The sequence below is a fragment of the Sphingomonas echinoides genome (assembly GCF_029623395.1).
Lineage (GTDB): Bacteria > Pseudomonadota > Alphaproteobacteria > Sphingomonadales > Sphingomonadaceae > Sphingomonas > Sphingomonas echinoides_A.
This window is the reverse complement of the sequence record NZ_JAPYKK010000004.1, coordinates 79,190-100,570: the sequence shown is the minus strand read 5'-3', so window position 1 is coordinate 100,570 and position 21,381 is coordinate 79,190. Positions and strand designations below refer to the sequence as shown.

Sequence of the window (21,381 nt, the reverse complement as noted above, 5' to 3'; positions counted from 1 at the left end):
TCAGAGGGTCCAGGTATCGAGGATGAAGGCGTTATCCTTGCGGTGCAGCAGCATGATGTCGAGCACATCCTGCGGCGCGATCGGCGTGATGCCGGGGATCAGCGACGGTTCGCCATGCCCGTACAGCGCCTGGAGCGCGAAGCGGCAGGCATAGACCTTGCCGCCTTCCTTCATGAACTTTTCGATCTGGTTGTTCACCGCCATATGGCCGGGGAACGCCTCGTCGCCGAGCGTCGGGAAGCCGCGCTGGATGCCGAGCGTGACGCCGGGGCCATAGAGCAGCACGCTGGTTTCGAAGCCCTTGCGCTGCAGGCGGGTCGCCTGGAGCATGTTGACCAGCCCGATCGAGCCTTCGAACGCGACGGTGTGGAAGGTGACCAGCGCCTTTTCGCCGGGATCCGCCTTCACATCCTCGAACACCTTCTGTTCGTAATCGACGAAGAAATCGCCCTTCTGGTGTGGCGCCTTGGTGACGGTCGGCATGCGAATCTCCTTCGTTGCAGTGCAATATGCACAGTCAATAGGATGGGGCATTAGGCGTCAATGATCGCATTCATTACAGACCGTAAAATGCGGTCAATATCCTGATGATGCACGGTAAGTCGTTTGGTTTAAGCGGTGAACCGGTGGTCATGGCAGCGGTCAGCTGCATAGGGGTGATGCGGCAGAGGGCATTCGACGTACGAATGCAGTCAATGTAGGGCGAAAGCATCACTCGGCTCCGGGTCGCTTTAATCGCCAGCCGCCTGCGACGGTCGCGTGATTGACCTGAGGGGTGGCGCAATCCTAAGCAGGGGCGGGGAGCGATGCATGACCGCGCAACACTGGACGCCGAACCTCGAACCGTTCGGGAAGCCGCACTATCGCGCGATTGCCGACGCGATCGCCGACGACGTGCGCACGGGCGGCTTGCGGGTCGGGGATCGCTTGCCGCCGCAGCGTGAGCTGGCGGACCGGCTCGGTCTCAATTTCACGACCGTCGCGCGCGGTTATGTCGAGGCGCAGCGGCGCGGGCTGGTCGCGTCGCGCGTCGGGCAGGGCACTTTCATCGCCGGCCAGTCGCAACGGCCGCATGTCGCCGCCCGCCCGTCCGTCGTCGATCTGACGATGAACGTCCCGCCCGAGCCCGAGGAGCGCGCGCTGCTCGATCGGATGCAGGCGGGGCTGCAGAAGGTCGCGCACGATCTGCCGACGCTGATGCGCTATCAAGGATTCGGCGGCACCTATGTCCAGCGCGAAGCGGCGACGCATTTCCTGCGGCAGCGCGGGGTGGTGGTCGAGACCGAGCGGCTGGTCATCTGTCCGGGGACGCATGTGGCGTTCCAGGCGGTGCTGCAATCGCTGACCCAACCGGGCGACACGCTTCTGTGCGAAGCGCTGACCTATCCGCCGATCCGGGCAATCGCGCAGCGGCTGGGGCTGAAGCTGGTGGGTGTGCCGATCGACGCACAAGGGATCGACCCCGATGCGTTCGAGGCGTTGTGCCGCGACCATGCGCCCAAGGCGTTGTACCTCAACCCGACGCTGCTCAATCCGACCACCGCGACGATGCCCGAGGACCGGCGGTTGCGCACGATTGCGGTCGCACGGGCGCATGATGTCGTGATCCTGGAGGACGATGCCTATGGCGCGCTGCTGCGCCGCCCGCCCGCCGCGTTCGTAACGTCGGCGCCCGACATCACCTTCTACGTCGCGAGCCTGTCGAAATGCGTCGGTGCGGGGTTGCGGATCGCCTATCTCGTCGCGCCCGACCAGCGGCGGTTGTGGCCGGTGAACGGATATCTACGCACTACCTGCGTGATGGCGTCGCCGATGACGACCGCGCTCTCCACGTTGTGGATCGAGGACGGCACCGCCAACACCGTGGTGGAGGCGGTGCGGCGCGAAACCGCCGCGCGGCAGAAGATCGCGGCGCAGGTGCTCACGGGCGTGGCGCACCAGACCGATCCGCATGCCTTCCACATCTGGCTGTCGCTCCCCGAACCGTGGCAGCGCTCGGCGTTTGCCGCGAAGATGCGGGCGTCCGACCTCAGCATCGTCGTCAGCGATGCGTTTACCGTGACGGGGCCGCCGACCGAGGCCGTGCGAATATCGCTGGGCGGCGTGCTCAGTCGCGCCGAATTGCGCACCGCGCTCGATTATCTGATGCATGTGATCGAGAATGAGGTTGAGGAAGGCGCGCACTTCGGGTGAGCCGGGGAGCGCGCCGGGATGGTTTTGGCTGAACCGGCGCTTCCGATATTTGCATGCATATTCCCTCGACAATCCATACATAAATACCTATGTACGGATCAGTGATTCGTGGTGGTACCGATATGTCTGCTGAAATTTTGCCGAACACGTTCGAATGGATCCTGAAAAGCGGCTGGAAGGGCTTGTGTCCGCGTTGCGGCAAGGGGCACATGTTCGATTCATGGCTCAAGGTGACCAAGACGTGTGACAACTGCGGGCTGGATTACCGCTTCGCGTCGCCGGACGATGGCCCCGCATTCTTCTCCTTGTGCCTCGTCGCCTTCCCGCTGATTTTCGCCGTGGTGTGGATCCAGGCGGTGTATGAGCCGGCGTGGTGGTTTCACCTGTTCGTCTCGCTGCCGTTCATGCTGATCGGATGCCTGTTGCCGTTGCGACCGATCAAGGGCTGGCTGGTGGCGTCGCAATACGTCAATCGCGCGGTCGAGGCGGGGACGACGAAGCTGTGGAACAAGCTCGATGGGCGCGAGGACGACAATGTCTTTGACGATTGAGCACCGGGCGACGGACCATGTCGCCGCAGCGCGACGGGCCGCGGCCGACGTGTTGGAGCGCAGCGGACGACACGTCGACGCCGGAATCGTGCGGCGCGGCGGGGGCGACGATTTCGCCGAAGTCCAGGCCGCGCTTCAGGCGGTGTCCGCCGCTTCCGCACAGGTCGCGCGGCTCGAGCGCGCGCTGCGATGCTATGCCGACGAAACCTTCTGGGAAGCGGTCGCGCATGGGGACTCGCTCGCGGCGCACGATGCTGGCGAGATCGCGCGGGCGGCGCTATCCGGCAAGGAGATGTTCCAGCAGCATCGCGACTGACGGATCGCGTTTTTCGGGCGCGTCGCTGGTCATTGTATGGGTAATCGGGTAAGAAATTTACATGCAAACGTGGAAACCCGATCTCGCGGCGCTCGCCGGGCCGAAGTATCTCGCGATCGCGCAGGCGCTGGCCCGCGACATCGCGGCGGGGACCTTGAGCGCGGGGGATCGCCTCCCGCCGCAGCGCGTGCTGGCCGAAACGCTTGGCGTCGACCTGACGACGGTCACGCGCGCTTATGGAGAAGCGCAGCGCGTCGGGCTGATCGAGGGCGAAGGCCGGCGTGGCAGCTTTGTAAAGGACAAGCGGCAGGCGCCGTCTCCAAGTGGCGTGGATCACGACGATCCAGGGATGAATGCACCGCCGCTGGTCGTCGGTGGATCGCTTGCGGATGCGTTCCGCAAGACCGCGGGGGCGCTGCTGGCGTCCGACGGCGGCGCCGCGCTGCAATATCAGCAGAGCGGTGGCATGCCGCCCGTGCGCGAGGCCGGGGCGAATCTTCTCCGGCGACGCGGGGTCGCGGCGCATGAGGATTCGGTGCTGGTCGCGGCAGGGGGGCAGCATGCGCTGCACGCGATCTTCAGTGTCGAGCTGAAGGCGGGGGACCGGCTGGTCGTTTCGGGCTTCGTCTATCCCGGTCTCCTCTCGCTTGCGCGGCGGTATGGCGTGAGCTTGCTGGCGGTCCATGCCGATGCGGAAGGGATCGATCCCGATGCGCTGGACGCCGCCTGTGCCGCCGAAGACGTGCGCGCCGTCTATCTGGTGCCGACGAACGACAACCCGACCACCGCCACGATCGGCCTCGATCGGCGCAAGGCGATTGCCGCGGTGGCGCAGCGTCGCGGGCTGATGGTGATCGAGGACGATGCCTATGGCTTGCTCCCCGAATCGCCGTTGCCGCCGATCGCGGCGTTCGCCCCGGAGATGACGTGGCATATATCGAGCGTCTCGAAGATCCTTTCGCCGGGGTTGCGCGTGGCGTGGCTGCGCGCGCCGGACATCGCCAAGGCCTGGCGGCTCGCAGCGGACATGCACGAGACGGCGATCATGGCGCCGCCGCTCAATGCGGCGGTGGTCGCCAGCTGGGCCGGCGACGATACCTTCGCGCGGCTGGTCGGCGAGGTTCGCGCGGAGGCGCGCGTGCGGCAGGCGCTGGTCGGCAAGTGCCTGCCGGACGACAGTTTTCGTGCACATGCGGACGGCTATCATCTATGGGTGCCGCTGCCGCGGGACGTGGATGCCGCGCCGATTGCGCAAGCGCTTCGGCCGCACGGCATCTCGGCCATTCCGGGCGATGCCTTCGCGGTCGATCGGGCGGCGGCGGGGCCAGCGCTGCGGGTGTCGATTGGTGGCATGCTGGCGCGCGATCGGCTCGAACGCGGACTGAACCTGCTTGGGGCGTTGATCGGCCCGGGAGCACCCCGAAAAATCTCGCTCGTCTGACCGCGGTTAGGGCGCGGACGTCACAACCAGCGCGCCTTTCTTGAGGCGCGGTGGGGCGCGAACGTGCGACTCTGAAACGATTAGGCCACCACGAATTCAACCGATCGAGCCCGTCGCGCTTCCATGCCGATCCGGCATGGCAAACTATAAAAATATAGTTTTTGATCTAGATGTGGATCAAGCGCTAGCACTGCGGTGACGAGCGAGACCGATCGCCGTCCCACGATCCTTGAGCCCATCCACGCACCGACGAGACAGGGTCTCGTCTCGATGCGCGGGCGAACATCGCGGCATCTATGAAACGGTCGGGATAGGGGGATGTATGCGCGTGGGGTCTTATCCTGGCTTGGGAATGCGCGGGGGGCTCGCCATCTGTGGCGCGGCCTGGGTCATCGTCCTTTCCTTCGTGTCGCTCGGCGTCGTCGTCGCGCAAGGGCTGCCCAAAGAAAAGACGGGGGTTTCGAACGTCGAGACCGCAGCGGTGCCGCTGGCGCCAGACTTCGCAATGACGCACGGCAGGACGCTGCGGATGCGCAAGGTCACCATCCTTCCCGGCGGCGCCTTGCCAATGCATCCGCATGTCGACCGGCCCTCGGTATCCTACGTGCTGAGCGGCACGCTGACCGAATATGTCGCGGGGAACGATACGCCGCGCACCTTGGACGCGGGGGCTTCCAACGCGAGCTTCACGCATGCGCATGCCTTGCTGAACCGCGGCACGACCCCGGCAGTGTTCATCGAAGTCGATCTGCCGGAAAAATAATCAGAATTCGACTGTCTGTGGATCGAGACAGTCGCGGTTCGTCCGGACCCCGGACGATCGAAAGACGAGATCCGGAATACCGAAAACATAAAAGACATCAGGGTGTGTAACGCCTGCCGGTAACAGCCGCGCAGACGATCAGATAAAACAGGGGATTGGAATGAAGTACCGGATTTCAACGGCCGCGTTGGCGTTTGCCTTGGCCATGCCTGCGAGCGCGCAGGCGCAAACTGTCGAGACCGCGCCGCTCCAGGATCAGCAGGTTGCGCCCGCCGCACCGGCAGAAGAGGCGGAAAGCCAGGGCAGCGATATCGTCGTGACCGCGCAAAAGCGCTCCGAACGCTTGCAGGATGTTCCGCTCGCGGTGACCGCGCTCAGCGCCGATGCGCTGCAGAGCCGCCAGATCAACGATACGCAGAGCCTGGTTCAGGCCGTCCCCTCGCTCACTTTCCAGCAGGGTACCAACCCGTCGAACACGACGTTCCGGATTCGTGGCATCGGCACGCAGTTGTTCAGCCAGGGCGTCGAATCCGCAGTGGCAGTGGTCGTCGACGGCGTGGTTGCCGCGCGGCAGGCGCAGGGCTTTGCCGATTTCGCCGATCTGGAACGCGTCGAAGTGCTCCGCGGGCCGCAGGGTACGCTGTTCGGTCGCAACGCGACCGCGGGCGTCCTCAACATCACGACCGCGCGGCCATCATCTACCTTGACCGCGCGCGGCGACGTGACGGTGGCGGAGCATCAGGAATATCGCGCGCGCGGCACGGTTTCCGGCCCGATCAGCGATACGTTGCGGGCCCGCCTGACCGGCTTTTACAACAACGTCGGCGGCATCACGTATAATTATGCGACGGACTCGAAGGTCAATGGCTCCGAAAGCTGGGGCTTGCGCGGCAAGCTCGACTGGGATGCGACCCCCGACCTCAATTTCCGGCTGACGGTCGATCATCGCGATACCAAGGCGGATTGCTGCGCGCAGGTTCTGATCAGCGCGGTAAACCCGGTGATCGCGCAGTTGACCGCCCCCGTGGTCGCCTCGCGCCGCAACCGCAGCATCAACGACGAGACGCTGACCTTCGGCGATTCGCGCCAGACGACGGCATCCTTGCAGGCGGATTGGGATCTTGGCGCGGCGACGCTGACGTCGATCTCGGCCTATCAGGATTATCAGCTCGACGCGAACCAGTCGGTCGATCGCATTCCGTCGCAGCCGGTGCGTTTCGTCAGCCCCAGCTTCGCCTATGCGCATTGGCCGCTTGGTGGCGGCGGGGTCGGGCTCGGCAACTTCACGCAGGAGCTGCGGCTGTCGTCCAGCGGCCAGCATGACCTCAACTACGTCGCGGGGCTGTTCTATTCCGATCTCAACATCGACCGCGACTTCACCCGGCGCCGCGCGACCTGTTCGGCGGGCGTCATCGGCCAGCCCTGTACGGGAACCTCGGTGGTACAGTCGGCCCGCAGCGACGCGCATCTCGACGGCGAGAGCATCGCGGCGTTCGGCCAGGTGGATTATCGCATCGTCGGCGGGCTGAAGCTGCTCGGCGGCGTGCGCGTTCAGCGCGAAACGGTCGCGGTGCGCGGCGTTCGCGTCTCGCCGGTGACGACCGGGGAAGTGCTGTTCCCGGGCAGCGGCCCTGTCTCGGGCAGCCAGCGCGTGCGGGATACCGCGGTTACGGGGAAGGCCGGGCTGCAGTATGAATTCAGCCGCCGCGCGCAGCTCTACGGATCGTATTCGCGCGGGTACAAGGGACCGGGCTTCGACACCGAGATCACGGCGAACTTCGCCAACCAGGCGCCGATCCAGCCCGAATATGTCAACGCCTATGAAATCGGCTTCAAGGGCCAGACAAGCGATCGCTCGCTCAGCCTGAACGTTGCGCTGTTCCTCTCGGATTACAGCAACTTGCAGGTGCAGGCCAACCGGTCCGACCCGGCGACCGGCGTCACCCAGTTCGTCACGACGAATGCGGGTTCGTCGCAGAGCAAGGGGTTCGAGATCGAGGCGGTGATGCGCCCGGTCGACGCCTTCACGGTCAACGCGTCGTTCACTTATGCCAAGGCGACGGCGGATATCGACGGGCTCAACTGCGCGTTGCAGTTCCAGGGAGCGGCTCCGATCCTGACCGGCAACTTCCCGGTCAACCAATGCTATCGCCGTCGATCGGTGGTGGGCGGCACGACGGTGACGTCGGGTCCGTTGCAGGACGTGCGCAACGGCACGCTGCCGGCATCGCCGCGCTACCGCATCAACATCACGCCGCGCTATGAGGACGTGATCCCCGGGACTTCGCTGACCGGCTTCGTCCAGACTGCGATCAACTTCCAGAGCGCGCAGAACTTCTCGCTCGAGCAGGATCCGCTGCTCGGCCAGCCGTCCTACACGCTGGTCGATCTGGCGGTCGGCGTGCAGACCGAGGACAAGCGCTATTCGCTAACCGTCTTCGTCAAGAACCTGTTCGATACCAACTACCTGACGTCCATCAGCCACAATTCGCTGCTGGCCACCACCGCCACGCCGTCCGATCTCATCGCCAATTACAGCAAGGATGCGGATCGCTATGCCGGGGTGACGTTCGGGGCACGGTTCTGATCGGGCGGACCCCAAGCGCTCGGGTGAGCGCCGCGATCCTGCTGGTCGGGATCGCGGCGTCGCTCGCGCCGTCGCCCGCGGCGGCGGGGGAGCGCCAACCCGTGCTGGCGGAACGCGACGTCCCCGTGCTGGTGCGGCACGGCCTGCGCTTTCGCGATCTCGATCGCGACGGGCGGCTGTCGCCGTTCGAGGACTGGCGGCGATCGCCCGCGGCGCGCGCGGCGGATCTCGTCGGGCGGATGACGCTCGACGAAAAGGCGGGGACGATGGTGCACGATGCCGCCCCGCTGGCGGCGGATGGTCGCGGTTATGATCCGGTGGCCGCGGCCGCGCTGATCCGGGATGGGCATATGACCAGCCTGATCACGCGGCTCGCGGCGTCGGGCCGGACGCTGGCCGAGCAGAACAACGCGCTGCAGGGCATCGCCGCGGGCGCGCGGATCGCGGTGCCGCTGACGATCAGCACCGATCCGCGCAACCATTTCCAGGTGCTGGACGGGGCGAGCGTGGCGGGCGTCGCTTTCTCGAAATGGCCCGAGGCCACCGGCTTCGGCGCGATCGGCGATGCTGCGCTGGTCGAGCGGTTCGGCGACATCGCGCGGCAGGAATATCGCGCCGCCGGGATCCAGCAGGCGCTGTCGCCGATGGCCGACCTTGCGACCGAACCGCGCTGGTCGCGGATCAACGGCACCTTTGGTGAAGATCCCGACCGGGTCTCGCGGCTGGTCGGCGCGTATGTGCGCGGCTTCCAGCATGGCGCGAACGGGCTGATGCCGGATGGCGTGTCCGCCGTCGTGAAGCATTGGGTCGGCTATGGCGCGTCGGAAAAGGGATATGACGGGCATAGCTGGTACGGCCGCTATGCCGCGCTGAGCGATCGCACGCTGGCGCTGCACACCGCCGCGTTTCGCGGGGCGTTCGCCGCCGGGGTGACGGGGGTGATGCCCACGTATGCCATCGTCAAGATTGCCGGACGGAACGACGGGCGCCATCCCGCGGTCGGGGCGGCGTTCAGTCCGTATCTGCTGACCGATCTGTTGCGCGGGCAGTATCGCTTCGGCGGCTTCGTGCTGTCCGATTGGGGCGTGACGCGGGATTGCGGGCCGCTGTGTCGGGATGGCTTTCCGGCGAAGACGCTTCCGACGCGCGAGGGGTTCTCGACCGCCTGGGGCATGGAGTCCGTGACGGTCGAGGACCGCTTCGTGCGGGCGATCGCGGCGGGGGTGGACCAGTTCGGGGGCACGACCGATGCGCGCCCGATCGCCGCTGCGGTGCGCGCGGGGCGTTTGCCGCTGGCGCGGATCGATGCTTCGGTGCGGCGGATGCTCGCGCTCAAGTTCCGCATGGGCCTGTTCGAAAACCCCTATGTCGATCCCGCCGCGGCCGAGCGAATCGTCGGTGCGCCGGGTTTCCGTGCCGAAGGGCTGCGCGCGCAATCGCGCGCGCTGGTGGTGCTCAAGGCGGATGCCGTCCGGCTGGCGAGCGGAACGCGAGTCTATCTCGTCGGGGTCGATCCCGCCGTTGCGGTGGCGCACGGGCTGGTTCCGGTCGCGCGGCCGGAAGACGCGGCGCGTGCGGTGATCCGCATGGCGGCGCCGTGGCGCGGCGAACATACTCAATATTATTATGGCGCCAAGCAGCATGAGGGCAGACTGTCCTGGGCCGCCGACGACCCCGCCCTGCGGACCTTTACGGAGCTGGCGGCCAAGGTGCCGACGATCGCGGTGGTCTATCTGGATCGCCCGGCGATCCTGACGCCGCTATTGTCGCGCGCGGGCGGACTGGTGGCGGATTTCGGCGCGAGCGACGCCGCGCTGCTGGATGCGCTGACCGGACGGGTTGCACCGGAAGGGCGCTTGCCGTTCGAACTCCCATCGTCCGAGGCGGCGGTGGATGCACAAGCGGGCGACGTGCCGCATGACAGCCAGAGCCCGCTATTCCCGATCGGATTCGGCCTGACGCTGTCGGGCACCCCGCTTCGGCCCCTGGAAGGACCACGATGATGCGATGCCTGTCCCTATTGCTGTTGCCGCTGTTGATTGCGGCGGCGCCTGATCGTCCGGCGCCGCCCGCGCTCGCCACGCAGGGGAGCTTCTATGTCGGCGGGCGCGACGTGGAACAGGGCGGGACGATGCTGCGCGTCGACAGCATGTATGTGGAATATCGCGTCCCCGCGCGGCGCACCAAGAAGACGCCGATCGTGCTGGTGCATGGCAATTACCAGAACGGCACCGCCTTCACCGGAACGCCCGACGGGCGCGAGGGGTGGGCGGACCTGCTGCTGCGGCGCGGCTATGCCGTCTATATCGTCGACCAGCCGATGCGTGGGCGATCACCGTATCATGCCGCGATCGACGGCCCCGCCGCCACGATCCCCGCCGCGCAGATGGAGCGGCTGTTCACCGCGCCGGAGCGCAGCTCGCCGGTCCCGCAGACCAAGAAGCACGATCAATGGCCGGGCACGGGGCGCGTGGGCGACCCGGTGTTCGAGCAGCTCTACACCTCGCAACAACCGACCGTGACCGCACCCGGAGAGCGGATCGACTCGGTCGTGCGCGCTGCGCTGGAGGCGTTGCTCCACAAGATCGGGCCGGCGATCCTGCTGACGCATTCGCGCGCGGGCACGTTCGGCTGGGAGGTCGCGGACGACGTCCCCGAGCTGGTGCGTGCCGTCGTCGCGATCGAGCCGAACGGCCCGCCATTCTATGATCCCGCTTCCGCCGACGGCAAGACGCCCGAGAAGATGACGCGGCCGTGGGGCCCGACCTATGACACGCTCACCTATGCGCCCGCGGTCGCCGATCCGTCCGAGCTGCGCATTGCGCGGCAACCCAGCGCCGAGGGGCGGGACTTGCTCCCGTGCTGGCTGCAGACGGGGACTCCGCGCACCTTGCCGCGGCTGGCGCATGTCCCGGTCATGATCGTCGTGGGCGAGGCGTCCTATCACGCGCCGTACGACCATTGCACCGCTCGCTTCCTGAAGCAGGCCGGGGTGCCGGTCGATCTGGTGCGGCTCGAGGATCGGGGGATCCATGGCAACGGGCATCTGATGATGCTGGAGAAGAACAACGCGCGCATCGTCGGGGTGATTGCGGATTGGCTGAACACCGCGGTACGCTGACCTGATTGACGATCGGGCGGGGTTCAGGCCTCGTCCGCTTTCCCCTGCTGTTTGCGCCGCGCCCAGAATTCCAGGCGCTTGCGGACGTCGCGCTCGAAGCCGCGCTCGTTCGGCGCGTAGAAGACCGGTTTCGTCTCCGCCAGCGCTTCGGGGAAGAAGTCCTGCCCCGCATACGCATCGGGATGGTCGTGATCGTAGCGATAGCCCTCGTGATAGCCGAGTTCCTTCATCAGCTTGGTCGGCGCGTTGAGAATGCGGCGCGGCGGGGGCAGCGACCCCGTCGACCTGGCAAGCGCATAGGCACGGTCGTACGCAAGATATGACGCGTTGGATTTCGGCGCGGTCGCGACATAGTTGATCGCCTGCGCGATGAAGAGCCGCCCCTCCGGCAGCCCGATCCGCTCGAATGCCTGCCATGCGGTGATGACCTGAACGAGCGCCTGCGGATCGGCCATGCCGACGTCTTCGGACGCGGCACAGGCGAGCCGCCGGAACACAACCGTCGGATCCTCGCCGCCGGACAGCATCCGCGTCGCCCAGTAGAGCGCGGCGTCGGGGTCGCTGCCCCGCAAACTCTTGTGGAAACAGCTCAGGAGATTGAAATGCTCCTCCTGTCCGCGATCGTAGAGCGGGGCGCGGCGCTGCACCAATCCGGCGAGCGTCGGCGTATCCATCTGGTCGATGTCGCCGGACGACAGGATTTCTTCGCACATGCCGAGCAGATAGCGCGCATCGCCGTCGGCCATCTCGACCAGCGCGTCGCGCGCTTCCGCGGTCAACGGGAGCGGCTTCCCGATATGCGCCTCGACTCGGTCGACGACGCGGCCCAACCCGTTCTGGTCCAGACGATTGAGCGTGTAGACTTTCGCGCGCGACAGGAGCGCGGCGACGAGGCTGAAACTCGGGTTCTCCGTGGTCGCCCCGATCAGCACGATCGTCCCGTCCTCGACCGCGGGCAGCAGCGCATCCTGCACCGGGCGTGAAAAACGGTGCAATTCGTCCACGAAGACGACCGTCGACGTGCCCGACGCATCGCGGTGGTTCGCGGCGTCGGACATGGTCTTGCGCAGATCCGAAATGCCGGTCGACACCGCCGATAGCTGGAGGAAGCGATACCCCACCTCGGCGGCGACGAGCCGGGAGATGGTCGTTTTTCCGACCCCGGGCGGGCCCCACAGAATGAAGGAACTCAGGCGCCTGGCCGCGATCATCCGGCCGATCGGTCCGGTCGGCCCCAACAGATGATCCTGGCCGATGACGTCGGCGATCCGCCGGGGACGAAGCTGCTCCGCCAGCGGCGATGGGGCTTGGGCGCTGAAAAGAGTCTCAGACATGAAGATCGTCCTTCGGGGGTAGGACGGCGTCAGCCGCTAAGGTTGCGGCTGGTTGCCAGTGAAACGGAGCCGCATCCTATGGGGGGAGGCGCGTGCCCCTTCGGCGGTTGCGACCGTTCGGCGCGGAAGCCGCCCGGTCGCGGCGAAGCGGTATCACCGTGGAAGATTGGGTGGAGCACAAAATTTTGCACAGCCCCACTTGCGCTCCGTACTTCAAGATATATCTTAGTGCCATCGACGATAGAAAGAGACAGTATGTTTAGACATGAGAACGAACAGAGCCACGGTCGCCATCAGCATGGAAACCAGCACGGGCATGGACAGGGGCGTGGCGGACACGGGGACGGCAGGGGCGGCATGGCGGGCATGATGCGCGGCGGCGGACGCGGCTTCGGTGGCGGTGACCATCCGGAAGGCCGGTTCGGGGGCAGGGGCGGTCCGCGCGGGCGGCGCATGTTCGATGGCGGCGAATTGCGGCTGGTGTTGCTCAAGCTGATCGCGGACGAACCGCGCCACGGCTACGACCTGATCCGCAGTATCGAGGAGCTGACCGGAGGTGCCTATGCGCCGAGCCCGGGTGTGGTCTATCCGACGTTGACGCTGCTCGACGACATGGATCTGATCGCGGCGCGACAGGCGGACGGCGCCAAGAAGCGGTTCGAGGCGACCGAGGCGGGTGTGCAGCATCTTGCCGAGAATGCCGAAGTGGTGACCGCGCTGCTCGCGCGGCTTGCCGAAGTGGGCGCGGAACGCGCGCGGACCGACAGCGCTTCGGTGCGCCGCGCGATGGGCAATTTGCGGGAAGTGCTGATGCATCGATTACGGGATGAGCATGTCTCGATCGAGACGATCCACGCCGCCGTCGCGCTGATCGACGATGCCGCGCAGAAGATCGAGCGGCTGTGATGGCGTATGTGGCAATCGCCCGCGTGCCCACTGCGCATGCCAGCAAATATCTGCAGCAGACGTGCAAGCATTGGGAGCATAACCTGACGGTCACTTATTCTGCTACGCACGGCACCGTGGTGTTCCCGCGCGATGCCCGGGGTGCGGATCATCCGGGCGATGCGACCGTCACGTTCGATGCCGAGCCGGAGGTTCTGGTGGTGCGGATCGAGGCGACGTCGGCGGAGCAACTGGACGGGCTGAAAGGGGCGGTCGCTCGCCACGTCGACCGGTTCGCGTTCCGGGAGGCACCGCTCGCCTACGACTGGGGGTGAGGGGCGCGGCGCAGAGTAGGCGCCGCGCGCTCGACCACACTCCGCATCACGCGCCCACCCTACACGCGGCGTCACCCTGAACGCGTTTCAGGGTCCACCGTGCCGCTAAGGCTGGCCTGCGTTGCATGGTGGATGCTGAAACACGTTCAGCATGACGGCAGTGGAGGGGGGGCGGTGCCCCCTCGCGCCGTCCGATTATGTTGCACAGCGTCCGCCAATCACCTTGAACAACGCCTACCGCGCCGCCCGCCGCGCGAGGACGCGGAGATAGGTGTCGAGCACCGTCTGGTTGATCGTGTCCCATTTGTAGCCCGCCGCCTTGGCGTGGCCCGCAGCGCCCGCCGCGCGGCGGAAGGCGTCATCCTCGCAGAACCGCTGAAGCGCATCGGCATAGCCCTGGATGTCGGTCGGCGGGACGATCAGCCCGGTCACGCCGTCGTCGATCAACCCGACCGCGCCGGACGCGCGCGCGGCGACGACGGGTACGCCCGCCGCCATTGCCTCGAGCGTCACGTTGCCGAACGTCTCGGTGATGCTGGGGTTGAAGAACACGTCCATCGACGCGACCGCACGGCCGAGATCGTCGCCGGATTGGAACCCGGCGAATACCGCATCGGGCACTTCCTTGGCGAACCAGTCGCGCGCCGGACCCTCACCGATCACGAGCGTCTTGTGGCGCACCCCGCGGCGGTCGAGCGCGTGCATCGCCTCGGCAAAGACGTCGAGGCCCTTTTCCTTGACGAGACGCCCCAGGAAACCGACCGCGATCTCGTCGTCGGCGATGCCCAGGCTGCGGCGCCACGCAAGATCGCGTCGGGCCGGGGTGAAGCGATCGTGGTTCACCCCGCGTGACCAGCGGCTGACCGAGGTCGGCACGCCCCATTCACGCAGGATCTCACCCATCATCTGGCTCGGCGCGAGCACTTCGTCGACGCGCGAGTAGAATTTCGCTTGGATCCGCACCAGCGTCCGGACGAGGAACCCGAGCCCGTAGTAGCTCATGTAGGTTTCGAACCGCGTATGGTAGGAGGCGACGACCGGGATATCGTGCTCTTCACCATAGCGCACGGCCGCGTGGCCCAGGATGTCGGGGGCGGACACGTGGATCAAATTGGGCGCGAACGCTTCCAGGTCGCTGCGGAGCCGCGCGTTAAATCCGCGCGAGATCTTATACTCTCCGCGTCCCGGAAACTTGAACGACGGCGCGCTGACGAGGTCGCCGGTCGGGGCGAATGCCGGGCGTCGGCTGGTGGGGGCGTAGACGCGCACGCTCGCACCCTTTTCCAGCAGGTGCCCGACCAGCAGGTTGAGCGCCTGGTTCGCACCATCGCGTGTGTAATTGTAGTTGCCGCTGAACAGGGCCACGCGGAGATCGGTTGCGTCCATCGCCGCGGCCATAGCGAAGCCTATGGGGGATGACTATCTCCCACGAAGCCACCCCTTGGCCTGGAGTCCCGCCATGACCGATCTTTCGCGTTTTCCGATCACGCAGCAATGGCCCGCGCAGCATCCCGACCGGCTGCAACTCTATTCGCTGCCGACGCCCAACGGGGTGAAAGTGTCGATCATGCTCGAGGAAACCGGGCTTCCGTACGAACCGCATCTGATCGATTTCGCGAAGGACGATCAGAAGACGCCCGCGTTCGTGTCGCTCAATCCCAATGGCAAGATTCCCGCGATCCTCGATCCGGATGGCCCGGGCGGGGTTCCGCTAGGGTTGTTCGAATCCGGTGCGATCCTGCTGTATCTTGCAGAAAAGACGGGCAAGTTCCTCCCGACCGACCCGGCGGAGCGGTTGCACGCGATCCAGTGGGTGATGTTCCAGATGGGTGGGGTGGGGCCGATGTTCGGGCAGGTCGGCTTCTTCGTGAAGTTCGCGGGCAAGGACTATGAGGACAAGCGGCCCCGCGACCGGTACGTCGCCGAGGCCAAGCGGTTGCTCGGCGTGATGGACGCGCATCTGGCGGGGAAGACGTGGTTTCTGGGCGACGCCTATACGATCGCGGATATCGCGATGATTGGCTGGGTCCGCGGTCTCGTCGACTTTTACGGCGCTGGCGATCTGGTCGGGTTCGAAGCGTTCACCAATGTGCGCGGCTGGCTCGACCGGGCGCTGGCGCGGCCTGCGGTCCAGCGCGGCCTGGAGATCCCTGCGCGCGGTTAGGGCGCGCGCGATTCGAGGATCGCCGCGATCTCCTTTGCGAAACGCTGCATCGTCGCGATGACTTCGGGCCGGTCGACCTTGGCCGGCGCGGGGTCCAGCGCGCAGATCGTCCCGAAGAACTGGCCGTCGGACAAGGTGATCGGCAGCGAGATGTAGCTCTCGAACCCGTAGAGGATCGGGGTGGGGTGCATTTGCCAGTCGCTGTCGTTCGACGCGCTGTCGAACGCGACCGGTCTGCCATGATCGCGAATTTCGTTGCAGATCGTGGTCTTGAGATCGAGTTCGTCGCCCGCGTCGAGGCCGAACTCGACTCGGTCGATGACATGACAAGCGGTCCACGTCTGGTCGGTTACATGCGCGACGGCAGCAAACCCCATGCCGGTGAGTTCGCAGACTTTTGCCAGAATTTCGGCGACATGTGGATTGGCCGCCAAGGCAACACGACAATCGTCAATATTGTGCATCGCTATGGGTCCCCGGCGGCTGCTATACCTGTTCCACCAAACCGGACAAGCGGCGTGCACGGGACGGACCGGTCAGGCAGCCGCGTGGAGCGCCGCGAACGACGTGAACTCCGCACGGAGCGTGACGTCGTCGATCGGCTCGACGAGGCGCTCGACGATCGTGCGCAGATCGTCCGTTTCGAAACTGTCGCCAGGCGTCCGTACCGGGCGATAGCCCATCGCCCATTCGCCAAACATCCGCGTCTCGATCGTCTTGCGCGACAGTTTGACGACCGCAAAGTGGCGCGGGTCTCGCGCAATCCGATCGAACACGCCAGCGACAGCCGGCTCGGGCCCTTCCAGTGCCTGGAGAAATCGCCGTCCCCCGAACAAGAGGAGGCCGGTAACCCCCGCCGCTGCATTGTTTCGCCGCGACGCGCGCAGAATGCCATCCAGGGCGGCGGTATCAAAGTCGCTTCGGGCGGTGCTGATGTAGAGGATACGCTGCATGGGGAACTCCGAGATCTCATCTGAAAATTGCTCGAAAATCCAAATGTTTCGTTAATTTTCCTGTGAATACCTTCCTGATCTGGATCTGGTGCGGACGGAGAAGGGACCGCGTGCAGGCGGGAACCCTGTTCCCTTAACGTTCCAATTGCGCTAAGTTGCGGCCATGGCAAAACCTCAAAAGCGTTACGTGTGCCAGTCCTGCGGTTCGGTCTCGCCGCGCTGGGCGGGGCAGTGCGGTGACTGTTCCGAATGGAACACGATGGTCGAGGATGCGGGGGCGACCGTTACCCCGTTTCAGGCCAAGCATAATCTCATCGGCGGCGGGCGGTCGATCCAGCTCGTCGGGCTGGATGCCGAGATCACGCTGCCCGAACGCATGGCGTCGGGGATCGCCGAGCTCGACCGCGCGCTGGGCGGCGGCTTCGTCGAGGGGTCCGCCACGCTGATCGGCGGCGATCCCGGGATCGGCAAGTCGACGCTGCTGTTGCAGGCCGCGGCGAAGATGGCGATCGCCGGGCTGCCGGTGGCCTATGTGTCCGGCGAGGAAGCCGCGGACCAGGTGCGCTTGCGCGCGCGACGGCTGGGGCTTGGCAACGCGCCGGTGATGCTCGCCGCGGCGACGTCTGTGCGCGACATCCTGACGACGCTGTCACAAGCGACGCCGCCGGCCTTGTTGGTGATCGATTCGATCCAGACGATGCATTCCGACCTGATCGAAGGCGCGCCCGGGACGGTCAGCCAGGTTCGGGCGTCGGCGCAGGAACTGATCCGCTTCGCCAAGGAACGCGGCACCGCGGTGGTCCTGGTCGGGCACGTCACCAAGGACGGCAGCATCGCCGGGCCGCGTGTGCTCGAACATATGGTCGACACCGTGCTCAGCTTCGAAGGCGAGCGCAGTCACCAGTATCGCATCCTGCGCGCGATCAAGAACCGCTTCGGCGGCACCGACGAGATCGGCGTCTTCGCGATGGTTGCTGAGGGCCTGACCGAGATTGCCAACCCCTCCGCGCTGTTCCTGACCCAGCGCGAGGAAGGCGTGACGGGCACCACCGTCTTCCCCGCGCTCGAGGGAACTCGCCCGGTCCTGGTCGAGATCCAGGCGCTGGTCGTCCGCCTCGCCAGCGGCGCGACGCCACGGCGCGCGGTGGTCGGGTGGGACAGCGGTCGGCTGGCGATGGTGCTCGCGGTGCTGGAGGCGCGCTGCGGACTCAGCTTCTCTGCGTGCGAAGTCTATCTCAACATCGCGGGCGGCTACCGCGTGCAGGATCCCGCGGCGGACCTCGCGGTCGCGGCGGCGCTGGTGTCCGCACTGAGCGAACGCCCGGTGCCGGTCGATGCGGTCGCATTCGGGGAGATCGCGCTGTCGGGCGAAATCCGGACCGTCGCGCATTCGGCGCTGCGGTTGAAGGAAGCGGGCAAGCTCGGGTTCGAACGCGCGCTGTTGCCACCGGCGGTGACCGACGAGAAGAGTTCGCTCAAGCTGACCGGATTTCGCACGCTGGGGGCCTTCGTCGAGCATATGCTCGGGAAGTGACCTGTCGGATCCGGCGCGTTCGGATAGCGCGCCCTCGACTCACCCCATGCGGTGCGGATATGGCGCACGCATGAACCTGACCGCGCTCGACATCGTCGTCCTCATTGCCGTTGGCGGCGCGGCCATGTTGGGCGTGGCGCGGGGGTTCGTTACCGAATTCCTGTCGCTGTTCGCCTGGGTAGCGATCGTCTTCGCGGTCAAGCTGTTCCACGTACCCTTGACCCACGCGCTGACCGGCGTCGTGGGGACGACCGCGGGGGCCGCGGTCCTGGCGTTCGCGCTGCTGGCGGGGGGAACCTATTTCCTCGGCCGAATGATCGCCAATGCCGTGGGGGCACGAACCCGCGATTCGGTCATCGGGCCGATCGATCGGGCTTTGGGGTTCGGCTTTGGCGCGGTGAAGGGGCTGATCCTGGTCAGCCTGGGTTTCCTGCTGGTCGTGCTGGTGACCGACACGATGGGGGGTGGACCGACCCAACGCCCGATCTGGCTGAAATCCGCGCGGGTCTATCCGCTGCTCAACGTGACGAGCGCCGGGATCGCCGATTTCGTCGATCGTCGGCGCAAGGGGCTGCCGTTGTTCGAACCGACGTTGGGCCGCACCGAGCCGGCGCGTCCAGTGAAAGACACCAAGCGGGGTGACTGAGGCGCTTGCGCTGCCTACATACGGTGCATGACCGCGCCGCTCTACAATACCGAAATCCTTCGCCTCGCCGCGACGATCCCGCATCACGCCCGCTTGCCCGATCCGATGGGGAGCGCGGAAAAGCGTTCGCCGATCTGTGGCAGCCGGGTGACCGTCGACGTCGCAGTGGATTCTGCGGGGCGGGTTTCCGATCTCGGCATGTTGGTGCGGGCCTGTGCGCTTGGACAGGCGTCTGCGTCGCTGCTCGGTGCGGAGGCGATCGGCAAGTCGGCCGACGAACTGGCTGCGGCGCGCGATGCGGTCGCGGCCTGGCTGGCAGGCGAGGGCCCCGTGCCGGATTGGCCGGGATTCGAGGTGCTGACCCCCGTCTTGCCGCATAGCGCGCGCCATGCTTCGATCCGCCTCGCGTTCGAGGCGGCCGCCGACGCTGCGCACGGCGCGACCGCAAAGACCCCGGCATGAGCGAATCGCTGCTGTTCGACGGTGTCGTCCTTGGCGGTTTCGCTCTCATTTTCGTTCTCATCTTCCGGCGGTTGGGGCTCGGCGCGACGCTGGGCTATCTGGTCGCGGGCGCGGTGGCGGGGCCGCAGGTGCTCCATCTCGTCGGCAACGCGCAGTCCAAGATCGGCGTCGCCGAACTTGGCATCACGCTGCTGCTGTTCATCGTTGGTCTCGAACTCAATCCGTCGCGACTATGGGCGCTGAAGAAGGAAATCTTCGGGCTTGGCGCGATGCAGGTCGTCGCGTGCGGTCTTGCCGTGACCGCGGTCGTGTGGGTCGCGACGCATTTCTCGGGGGCCGCGGCGCTCGTGCTCGGTCTTCCGCTGGCATTGTCGTCGACCGCGCAGGTGCTCCCCATGCTGCAATCCGCCGGACGCATGCGCACCCCGTTCGGGGAACGCGCGTTCTCGATCCTGCTGTTCCAGGATCTGTCGATCGTCCCGCTGATCACGATCGTGACAGTGCTGTCGCGTAACCCCGCCGATGCCAATGGCCCGCCGGGGTGGCTGCTGTTTCTCTATACCGTCGGGGCGGTCGCGGGGTTGGTGCTGGCGGGGCGGTTCCTGCTGCGTCCGTTCTTCCGGATCATCGGCAATCTCGGCGAGCGCGAGATGTTCGTGTTCGCGGCGCTGTTCACGGTCGTCGCGGCGGCGGCGATCATGGAAGCGCTCGGCCTTTCTACCGCGCTCGGTGCGTTCGTCGCTGGCGTCATGCTCGCCGACAGCCCGTACCGGCATGAACTGGAAGCCGATGTCGAGCCGTTCCGCTCGATCCTGCTCGGCCTGTTCTTCCTCGCGGTCGGCATGATGCTCGATCTCCACGCGATCGCGGAGCGGCCGTTCTTCGTGATCGGCATGGCGCTCGCGCTGATCGCGACCAAGGCGTTGATCATCTTCGGCATCGGCATGATCTTCCGGATGACCTGGCGGAGCGCGCTCGCGCTTGGCCTGCTGCTCAGCCAGGGGGGCGAGTTCGGCTTCGTGCTGTTCGCGCAGGCGCAGAAGGCGTTGCTGGTCGCGCCCGAAGCCGCCAGCCTGTTCGGGGCGATCGTCACGCTGTCGATGGCGACCACGCCGTTCCTCATGTCGATCACGCGCCGAATCCGCGAGGAACCGGTGCAGACCGGCGATCGCGACGGACCGCAGGCGGATGGCGCGAACGCGCTGATCGTCGGCTATGGGCGGTTCGGGCAGACCGTCGCGCAGATGCTGATCGCGCAGGGCATTCCGGTGACGCTGATCGACAACGATATCGAGATGATCGACATCGCGGGAGAGTTCGGCGCCAAGGTCTATTACGGCGACGGTACGCGGATGGACCTGTTGCGGCAGGCGGGCGCGGGGGAGGCGGAACTCATCATGTTCTGCATCGACGGCGACCAGCTATCGGCGGACCTGGTCGAGGGGGTCCATCAGGCGTTCCCCAATGCCGCGATCTTCGTTCGCGCCTATGATCGTCGCGCGGTGATCAAGCTGAAGGGCGCCCCGGTCGACGGAATCGTGCGCGAAGTGCTCGAATCCGCGGTCAGGATGGCGCGTCTTGCGTTGTTGCAGGTCGGGGTCGACCAAGCCGAGATCGATCGCAGCGAGGATCGCTATCGCCGCGAAGATCGCGAGCGGCTCAAGGCCCAGGTCGAGGCAGGGGACATTCGCGTCGCCCGCGACCGGATCATCACCCAGGTCGCGCGCGACGGCCCGAGCGAGGCGTTGGGCGGATGAACGTGTTGGCGATGCTGGCCGCTCTATGCGGCGCGATGGCGGTCGGGGCGGGGGCGTTTGGCGCCCACGGCGCGACGGGCGATGCCGCGAAGTGGCTCACCACCGGCGCGCACTATCAGATGATCCATGCGGTTGCCGCGCTTGTCGCGTTGCAGATGGCGGCGCGCGGCCCGGCGTGGCTGTTCGTCGTCGGCGGCCTGATCTTTGGCGGGACGTTGTATCTGATGGCGCTGGGTCTGCCGCGATGGCTAGGCGCAATCACGCCGATCGGGGGTGCGCTGCTGATTGCCGGGTGGCTGTGGCTGGCGTGGCGGGCGATGCGCGCAAGCGTGTGATGCG

The 21,381-nt window shown here is 66.3% G+C and carries 21 protein-coding genes; 16 read left to right on the top strand and 5 right to left on the bottom strand.

All coding sequences use genetic code 11. The annotated features are described in order from the left end of the window. A complete protein-coding gene (locus QBJ92_RS04120) occupies window positions 1-483 on the bottom strand; it encodes an MSMEG_0572/Sll0783 family nitrogen starvation response protein (RefSeq protein ID WP_277968412.1) in 483 nt (160 codons plus the stop codon). Window positions 484-810: 327 nt separating this feature from the next. On the opposite strand from QBJ92_RS04120, the gene QBJ92_RS04115 reads away from it, so the two are divergent. The 8 genes from QBJ92_RS04115 to QBJ92_RS04080 all read left to right on the top strand — a co-directional run bounded on the left by QBJ92_RS04115 (window position 811) and on the right by QBJ92_RS04080 (window position 10,972). Beyond that, window positions 811-2,193: a PLP-dependent aminotransferase family protein gene (locus tag QBJ92_RS04115; RefSeq protein ID WP_277968411.1), complete on the top strand. Its 1,383-nt coding sequence runs from the start codon at window positions 811-813 to the stop codon at window positions 2,191-2,193. Window positions 2,194-2,315: 122 nt separating this feature from the next. Continuing rightward, window positions 2,316-2,744, top strand: a complete 429-nt coding sequence (locus QBJ92_RS04110) for a DUF983 domain-containing protein (protein WP_277968410.1) — start codon at window positions 2,316-2,318, stop codon at window positions 2,742-2,744. Then, complete coding sequence (locus QBJ92_RS04105) at window positions 2,728-3,060, top strand: hypothetical protein (RefSeq protein WP_277968409.1); 333 nt, start codon at window positions 2,728-2,730, stop codon at window positions 3,058-3,060. The genes QBJ92_RS04110 and QBJ92_RS04105 overlap by 17 nt, the downstream gene beginning before the upstream one ends. A gap of 61 nt (window positions 3,061-3,121) precedes the next feature. Continuing rightward, complete coding sequence (locus QBJ92_RS04100) at window positions 3,122-4,501, top strand: PLP-dependent aminotransferase family protein (protein WP_277968408.1); 1,380 nt, start codon at window positions 3,122-3,124, stop codon at window positions 4,499-4,501. Window positions 4,502-4,829: 328 nt separating this feature from the next. Beyond that, window positions 4,830-5,264: a cupin domain-containing protein gene (locus QBJ92_RS04095; RefSeq protein WP_277968407.1), complete on the top strand. Its 435-nt coding sequence runs from the start codon at window positions 4,830-4,832 to the stop codon at window positions 5,262-5,264. A 160-nt stretch (window positions 5,265-5,424) separates the two neighbouring features. Next, the gene (locus QBJ92_RS04090; RefSeq protein ID WP_277968406.1) at window positions 5,425-7,851 is read left to right on the top strand and encodes a TonB-dependent receptor; all 2,427 of its coding nucleotides are present in this window, start codon (window positions 5,425-5,427) and stop codon (window positions 7,849-7,851) included. A gap of 23 nt (window positions 7,852-7,874) precedes the next feature. Further along, on the top strand, window positions 7,875-9,854 hold the full coding sequence (locus QBJ92_RS04085) for a glycoside hydrolase family 3 protein (RefSeq protein WP_277968405.1): 1,980 nt from the start codon (window positions 7,875-7,877) through the stop codon (window positions 9,852-9,854). After that, on the top strand, window positions 9,854-10,972 hold the full coding sequence (locus tag QBJ92_RS04080; RefSeq protein ID WP_277968404.1) for an alpha/beta hydrolase: 1,119 nt from the start codon (window positions 9,854-9,856) through the stop codon (window positions 10,970-10,972). Before QBJ92_RS04085 ends, QBJ92_RS04080 begins: the two co-directional genes overlap by 1 nt. A gap of 23 nt (window positions 10,973-10,995) precedes the next feature. Here QBJ92_RS04080 and QBJ92_RS04075 read toward each other — a convergent pair whose 3' ends face one another. Beyond that, window positions 10,996-12,306 carry a replication-associated recombination protein A gene (locus QBJ92_RS04075; protein WP_277968403.1) on the bottom strand — a complete coding sequence of 437 codons (1,311 nt, stop codon included), beginning with the start codon at window positions 12,304-12,306 and terminating at the stop codon, window positions 10,996-10,998. Between the two features lie 369 nt (window positions 12,307-12,675). Between QBJ92_RS04075 and QBJ92_RS04070 the strand changes: the two genes are divergently transcribed. Both QBJ92_RS04070 and QBJ92_RS04065 read left to right on the top strand, forming a co-directional pair. Continuing rightward, window positions 12,676-13,212, top strand: coding sequence for a PadR family transcriptional regulator (locus QBJ92_RS04070; RefSeq protein WP_277968478.1), 537 nt, complete (start codon window positions 12,676-12,678; stop codon window positions 13,210-13,212). Then, on the top strand, window positions 13,212-13,526 hold the full coding sequence (locus tag QBJ92_RS04065) for a DUF2218 domain-containing protein (protein ID WP_277968402.1): 315 nt from the start codon (window positions 13,212-13,214) through the stop codon (window positions 13,524-13,526). Before QBJ92_RS04070 ends, QBJ92_RS04065 begins: the two co-directional genes overlap by 1 nt. A gap of 234 nt (window positions 13,527-13,760) precedes the next feature. Here the strand turns inward: QBJ92_RS04065 and QBJ92_RS04060 are convergent, their stop codons facing one another. After that, a complete protein-coding gene (locus QBJ92_RS04060; RefSeq protein WP_277968477.1) occupies window positions 13,761-14,912 on the bottom strand; it encodes a glycosyltransferase family 4 protein in 1,152 nt (383 codons plus the stop codon). A 73-nt stretch (window positions 14,913-14,985) separates the two neighbouring features. On the opposite strand from QBJ92_RS04060, the gene QBJ92_RS04055 reads away from it, so the two are divergent. Further along, complete coding sequence (locus tag QBJ92_RS04055) at window positions 14,986-15,690, top strand: glutathione binding-like protein (RefSeq protein WP_277968401.1); 705 nt, start codon at window positions 14,986-14,988, stop codon at window positions 15,688-15,690. On the opposite strand, the gene QBJ92_RS04050 is transcribed toward QBJ92_RS04055, so the two are convergent. Then, entirely contained in the window at window positions 15,687-16,154 is a 468-nt protein-coding gene (locus tag QBJ92_RS04050; RefSeq protein ID WP_277968400.1) for a GAF domain-containing protein, read from the bottom strand. The two genes, QBJ92_RS04055 and QBJ92_RS04050, sit on opposite strands and share 4 nt — an antisense overlap. A 72-nt stretch (window positions 16,155-16,226) precedes the next feature. After that, on the bottom strand, window positions 16,227-16,643 hold the full coding sequence (locus QBJ92_RS04045; protein ID WP_277968399.1) for a BLUF domain-containing protein: 417 nt from the start codon (window positions 16,641-16,643) through the stop codon (window positions 16,227-16,229). Between the two features lie 163 nt (window positions 16,644-16,806). Here QBJ92_RS04045 and radA point away from each other — a divergent pair, with 163 nt between their 5' ends. The 5 genes from radA (at window position 16,807) to QBJ92_RS04020 (ending at window position 21,377) form a co-directional block, all read left to right on the top strand. Further along, window positions 16,807-18,177, top strand: coding sequence for a DNA repair protein RadA (gene radA, locus QBJ92_RS04040; RefSeq protein ID WP_277968398.1), 1,371 nt, complete (start codon window positions 16,807-16,809; stop codon window positions 18,175-18,177). A 70-nt stretch (window positions 18,178-18,247) separates the two neighbouring features. Further along, window positions 18,248-18,823, top strand: a complete 576-nt coding sequence (locus QBJ92_RS04035) for a CvpA family protein (RefSeq protein WP_277968397.1) — start codon at window positions 18,248-18,250, stop codon at window positions 18,821-18,823. Window positions 18,824-18,850: 27 nt separating this feature from the next. After that, complete coding sequence (locus tag QBJ92_RS04030) at window positions 18,851-19,285, top strand: iron-sulfur cluster assembly scaffold protein (protein ID WP_277968396.1); 435 nt, start codon at window positions 18,851-18,853, stop codon at window positions 19,283-19,285. Then, window positions 19,282-21,042, top strand: a complete 1,761-nt coding sequence (locus QBJ92_RS04025) for a cation:proton antiporter (protein ID WP_277968395.1) — start codon at window positions 19,282-19,284, stop codon at window positions 21,040-21,042. Before QBJ92_RS04030 ends, QBJ92_RS04025 begins: the two co-directional genes overlap by 4 nt. Beyond that, the gene (locus tag QBJ92_RS04020) at window positions 21,039-21,377 is read left to right on the top strand and encodes a DUF423 domain-containing protein (protein WP_277968394.1); all 339 of its coding nucleotides are present in this window, start codon (window positions 21,039-21,041) and stop codon (window positions 21,375-21,377) included. The genes QBJ92_RS04025 and QBJ92_RS04020 overlap by 4 nt, the downstream gene beginning before the upstream one ends. The last annotated feature ends 4 nt before the right edge of the window (window positions 21,378-21,381 follow it).

Bases quoted from the DNA above. Each gene is read 5' to 3' on its own strand.
- QBJ92_RS04120 (WP_277968412.1), bottom strand. From the start codon at position 483: ATGCCGACCGTCACCAAGGCGCCACACCAGAAGGGCGATTTCTTCGTC.
- QBJ92_RS04115 (WP_277968411.1), top strand. From the start codon at position 811: ATGACCGCGCAACACTGGACGCCGAACCTCGAACCGTTCGGGAAGCCG.
- QBJ92_RS04110 (WP_277968410.1), top strand. From the start codon at position 2,316: ATGTCTGCTGAAATTTTGCCGAACACGTTCGAATGGATCCTGAAAAGC.
- QBJ92_RS04105 (WP_277968409.1), top strand. From the start codon at position 2,728: ATGTCTTTGACGATTGAGCACCGGGCGACGGACCATGTCGCCGCAGCG.
- QBJ92_RS04100 (WP_277968408.1), top strand. From the start codon at position 3,122: ATGCAAACGTGGAAACCCGATCTCGCGGCGCTCGCCGGGCCGAAGTAT.
- QBJ92_RS04090 (WP_277968406.1), top strand. From the start codon at position 5,425: ATGAAGTACCGGATTTCAACGGCCGCGTTGGCGTTTGCCTTGGCCATG.
- QBJ92_RS04080 (WP_277968404.1), top strand. From the start codon at position 9,854: ATGCGATGCCTGTCCCTATTGCTGTTGCCGCTGTTGATTGCGGCGGCG.
- QBJ92_RS04075 (WP_277968403.1), bottom strand. From the start codon at position 12,306: ATGTCTGAGACTCTTTTCAGCGCCCAAGCCCCATCGCCGCTGGCGGAG.
- QBJ92_RS04070 (WP_277968478.1), top strand. From the start codon at position 12,676: ATGCGCGGCGGCGGACGCGGCTTCGGTGGCGGTGACCATCCGGAAGGC.
- QBJ92_RS04065 (WP_277968402.1), top strand. From the start codon at position 13,212: ATGGCGTATGTGGCAATCGCCCGCGTGCCCACTGCGCATGCCAGCAAA.
- QBJ92_RS04060 (WP_277968477.1), bottom strand. From the start codon at position 14,912: ATGGACGCAACCGATCTCCGCGTGGCCCTGTTCAGCGGCAACTACAAT.
- QBJ92_RS04055 (WP_277968401.1), top strand. From the start codon at position 14,986: ATGACCGATCTTTCGCGTTTTCCGATCACGCAGCAATGGCCCGCGCAG.
- QBJ92_RS04050 (WP_277968400.1), bottom strand. From the start codon at position 16,154: ATGCACAATATTGACGATTGTCGTGTTGCCTTGGCGGCCAATCCACAT.
- QBJ92_RS04045 (WP_277968399.1), bottom strand. From the start codon at position 16,643: ATGCAGCGTATCCTCTACATCAGCACCGCCCGAAGCGACTTTGATACC.
- radA (WP_277968398.1), top strand. From the start codon at position 16,807: ATGGCAAAACCTCAAAAGCGTTACGTGTGCCAGTCCTGCGGTTCGGTC.
- QBJ92_RS04035 (WP_277968397.1), top strand. From the start codon at position 18,248: ATGAACCTGACCGCGCTCGACATCGTCGTCCTCATTGCCGTTGGCGGC.
- QBJ92_RS04030 (WP_277968396.1), top strand. From the start codon at position 18,851: ATGACCGCGCCGCTCTACAATACCGAAATCCTTCGCCTCGCCGCGACG.
- QBJ92_RS04025 (WP_277968395.1), top strand. From the start codon at position 19,282: ATGAGCGAATCGCTGCTGTTCGACGGTGTCGTCCTTGGCGGTTTCGCT.
- QBJ92_RS04020 (WP_277968394.1), top strand. From the start codon at position 21,039: ATGAACGTGTTGGCGATGCTGGCCGCTCTATGCGGCGCGATGGCGGTC.